The 3,594-nt window shown below is 60.8% G+C and carries 3 protein-coding genes; all 3 read left to right on the plus strand.

The annotated features are described in order from the left end of the window. Nucleotides 1-49: 49 nt before the first annotated feature. The 3 genes from QCE63_RS35380 (at nucleotide 50) to QCE63_RS35390 (ending at nucleotide 3,238) form a co-directional block, all read left to right on the plus strand. The gene (locus QCE63_RS35380) at nucleotides 50-388 is read left to right on the plus strand and encodes a DUF4387 domain-containing protein (protein WP_309839874.1); all 339 of its coding nucleotides are present in this window, start codon (nucleotides 50-52) and stop codon (nucleotides 386-388) included. 33 nt (nucleotides 389-421) lie between these two features. Next, complete coding sequence (locus QCE63_RS35385) at nucleotides 422-1,831, plus strand: LLM class flavin-dependent oxidoreductase (protein ID WP_309839903.1); 1,410 nt, start codon at nucleotides 422-424, stop codon at nucleotides 1,829-1,831. Between the two features lie 69 nt (nucleotides 1,832-1,900). Continuing rightward, nucleotides 1,901-3,238 (plus strand): MFS transporter, encoded by a 1,338-nt coding sequence (locus QCE63_RS35390; RefSeq protein WP_309839905.1) that lies wholly within the window; start codon nucleotides 1,901-1,903, stop codon nucleotides 3,236-3,238. The last annotated feature ends 356 nt before the right edge of the window (nucleotides 3,239-3,594 follow it).

Raw genomic sequence — 3,594 nt, forward strand, 5'->3', positions numbered from 1 at the left:
TCGACTCGGCGGAGTCGCTGTTTCCGGTTGAGATCGTGGAGGTAGGCGCATGAGCACGACGCAGACACAAGGCAAGACGCTGCGCGAACTGGCGAAGGTGGTGCGCAGCAAGAACTCGGGTCCGTTCGAGATCACGTTCGACGTGATCTTCGACGAACCAACGCTATACGAACGCGTGAAGGCCAGCGGGGTGCTGACCGAGGCGCTGATCTGCAAGCTGTACAACGTGACGAAGGAGGACATCGTGACCTTGATGTTCTTCGACCCGGCGCGCGCCTTCAAGCTGACCCTGAAGCGTTCGTGGGCGCAGGGCAGCGTGGGCGAGCGCGACACCTTCGGCGCGCAGCAACACGCACCGTTGCTGACGATTGAAATTCCCGGCGTCTGATAACGCCGACAAGAACGAGGAGGCATGCTCAACATGGCAAACAACACTTCGCGTCAGATGACGCTCATTGGTTTCCTGCAGGCTCAGAACTGCTCGACCTATCCTGGCTCCTGGCGTCATAGCGGTGCGATGCAGGACTTCATGTCGCCGGAGTATTACCAGCGCATTGCGCGCACGTTGGAGGAGGGCAAGTTCCATCTGGCCTTCTTCGACGACCGTCTGGCGATGCCGGACATCTACGGCAACGATCATGCGCAGACGGTGGAGCATGGTGTGCGCGCCGTGAAGATGGACCCGTCGCCGATCGTCACTGCGATGGCAATGGCTACGACGCATCTCGGCCTCGGCGCCACGTACTCGACGACTTACTACGAGCCGTACCACATCGCGCGTCACTTTGCGACGCTGGACCTGATGACGAAGGGCCGTGTCGCGTGGAACGTGGTGACGTCGCTGAACGATTCGGAGGCGGCGAACTTCGGACGCGACATGCATCTCGAGCATGACTTGCGCTACGATCGCGCCGACGAATTTCTTGAGACCGTGATGGGTCATTGGGATTCGTGGGAAAGCGATGCGCTGATCCTCGACAAGGAGAGCGGCCGTTTTGCCGATCCGGCCAAGGTGCATCGACTCGATCACAAGGGCGCGTACTTCAAGTCGCGCGGCCCGCTCACGGTGCCGCGTTCGCAGCAGGGTCATCCGGTGTTGATCCAGGCGGGGCAGAGCGGCCGTGGCCGTGCGTTTGCGTCGCGCTGGGGCGAGCTGATCTTCGTCGTGTACCCGAACCTTGCGGCGGGCAAGAAGCAGTATGCCGAGCTGAAGCAGGCGGTGTCGGCGGCGAGGCGTGATCCGGAGAAGGTCAAGGTATCGACGGCGTGTTACACGGTGGTCGCCGAATCGGAAGAGATTGCGCAGCAGGAGCGCGAATACATCGATTCGCTGGCGAAGCCGATCGACTCGCTGACGCTGCTGTGCGAAGTGCTCAACACGGACTTCTCGAAGCGCGACTACGACGCGCCGTTCACCGATGCCGAGATGAAGGCCATTTCGGGCTGGACCGGTTTCCGTGATCGCGTGGTGATGCTGTCGGGTAAGCAGAACCCGTCGGTGCGTGATTTCGTGGACTTCTCGAACCGGGCGCGTCTGAATGAATTCCCGGTGTTCGCGGGCACGGCGAAGACGGTGGCTGACCAGATGGAGCAATGGTTTGTCGAAGGCGGTTGCGACGGCTTCGTGATTTCGCCGACGCACGTTCCTGGCGGCTATGAGGACTTCGTGCGCCAGGTGGTGCCGGAGTTGCAGCGTCGTGGCGTGTTCCGCAAGGATTACGACGGCACGACGTTGCGCGAGAACCTGGGCTTGGCGAAGCCGGATGCGGGCGACTGGCGCAAGCAGGCATTCGCGGGCGTGAATGGCGAGGCGGAGCGCAAGGCGGGCTAAGGCTTTACACCATCGATCAAGCAAGAACAAAGCGCCCGGCCTGACCGGGCGCACCCCTTGGAGACAGACATGGCAGAAATCGCCGACATCCGGCGTGTGGCGCTTGCGAGCACCATCGGCACGACCCTCGAGTGGTACGACTTCTTTATCTTTGCGTCCGCGGCGGCGCTCGTATTCAGCAAGCTGTTCTTTCCGACCTTTGATCCGGTGGCGGGCACGATTGCGTCGCTTGCGAGCTTTGCGGTGGGTTTCATTGCGCGGCCGGTGGGTGGCGCGGTGTTCGGGCATTTTGGCGATCGTATTGGCCGCAAGGCGATGCTGGTGCTTAGTCTGACGATGATGGGCGGCGTGACGTTCCTGATTGGCTTGTTGCCGACGTATGCGAGCGCGGGCATAGCCGCGCCGATCTTGCTGACCGTGTTGCGTTTTGTACAGGGTTTCGCGGTGGGTGGCGAGTGGGGTGGTGCGACGTTGATGGTGATCGAGCATGCGCCTGCGAAGAAGCGCGGCTTCTATGGCAGCTGGCCGCAGATGGGCATTCCGGGCGCGTTGATTCTTTCGACGGGTGCGATGGCGGCGACCACTGCGCTGACCACGCCGGAGCAGTTTGCTGCGTGGGGCTGGCGGGTGCCGTTCTTGTTGTCGGGGATTCTGGTGGTGGTGGGGATTGTGATTCGGCGGCGTCTGGCGGAGTCGCCGAGCATCGAGCGTATGCGCCGCAAGCATGACACGCCGGCCGTGCCGATCGCGACGCTGCTGAAGCGTCATAAGCGTACGACGTTCTTGCTCGTGGCCTCGCAGGCGGTGCAGTGTGCGGGTTTTTATGTGGTGGCGGTGTATTCGCTGGTGTATCTGACGCAGAACCTGCATTTGCCGCGTAGTGATGCGTTGCAGGCGTTGATGATTGCGGCGGCGTGCACGCTGGTGGCCCATCCTACGTTCGGGGCGCTTTCGGATCGCATCGGGCGCAAGAAGGTTTTCATGGGCGGCATGATTTTTCTTGGGCTGTTCATTTACCCGTACTTCATGTTGCTCAACACGGGGAGCTATCCGCTGATCGTGCTTGCAATGAGTCTTGCGATGGCGGTTGGGGAGGGGTCTGTTCAGGCGGCACAGCCTAGCCTTTTTGCCGAGCAATATTCGTCGGGGGTGCGGTATAGCGGGGTGTCGTTGGCTTATCAGCTTGCGACTGTGTCGTGGAGTGGGCCGACGCCGGTGATTGCGGCGATGCTCATCGCCTGGGCAGGCGGATATTGGCCTCTTGTTGGGTACATTATTTTCCTGGCGGTTATTTCGGTTGTTTCGATCGTTCCGCTCAGGGAAGCAGCAGGGGTCGAGCTTTCTACTCTCGAGGAATCTTTCGAGGATGATGCGCCGAGGTTTGCGCGGGGCGCCGCGACGCGGTGAGGGGTTTTTGTTTGCTTGCGCTTGATGTCGTTCGTCTGCGCTTCCATGGACTTCCCGTATTAGCGTCGGTCTGTTAGCACTGCCCCGGTCTGCGCTCTGGTCCTTCGCGTGGGTTGCTGGTGTTTGCTTGCGTTTCCATGGACTTCCCGTATTCGCGTCGGTCTGTTAGCACTGCCCTGGTCTGCGCTCTGGTCCTTCGCGTGGGTTGCTTGTGTTTGCTTGCGTTTCTATGGACTTCCCGTATTCGCGTCGGTCTGTGGGCCTGTCAGCAATTTCGTGTTTGAGGCATAACATGCTCACAAGGAGAATTTATGCCTCGCAAACCGAAAACGCAGCCGGCGGATCTGCCGACGATT

Source organism: Caballeronia sp. LZ065, assembly GCF_031450975.1.
Lineage (GTDB): Bacteria > Pseudomonadota > Gammaproteobacteria > Burkholderiales > Burkholderiaceae > Caballeronia.

Bases quoted from the DNA above. Each gene is read 5' to 3' on its own strand.
- QCE63_RS35380 (WP_309839874.1), top strand. From the start codon at position 50: ATGAGCACGACGCAGACACAAGGCAAGACGCTGCGCGAACTGGCGAAG.
- QCE63_RS35390 (WP_309839905.1), top strand. From the start codon at position 1,901: ATGGCAGAAATCGCCGACATCCGGCGTGTGGCGCTTGCGAGCACCATC.
- QCE63_RS35385 (WP_309839903.1), top strand. From the start codon at position 422: ATGGCAAACAACACTTCGCGTCAGATGACGCTCATTGGTTTCCTGCAG.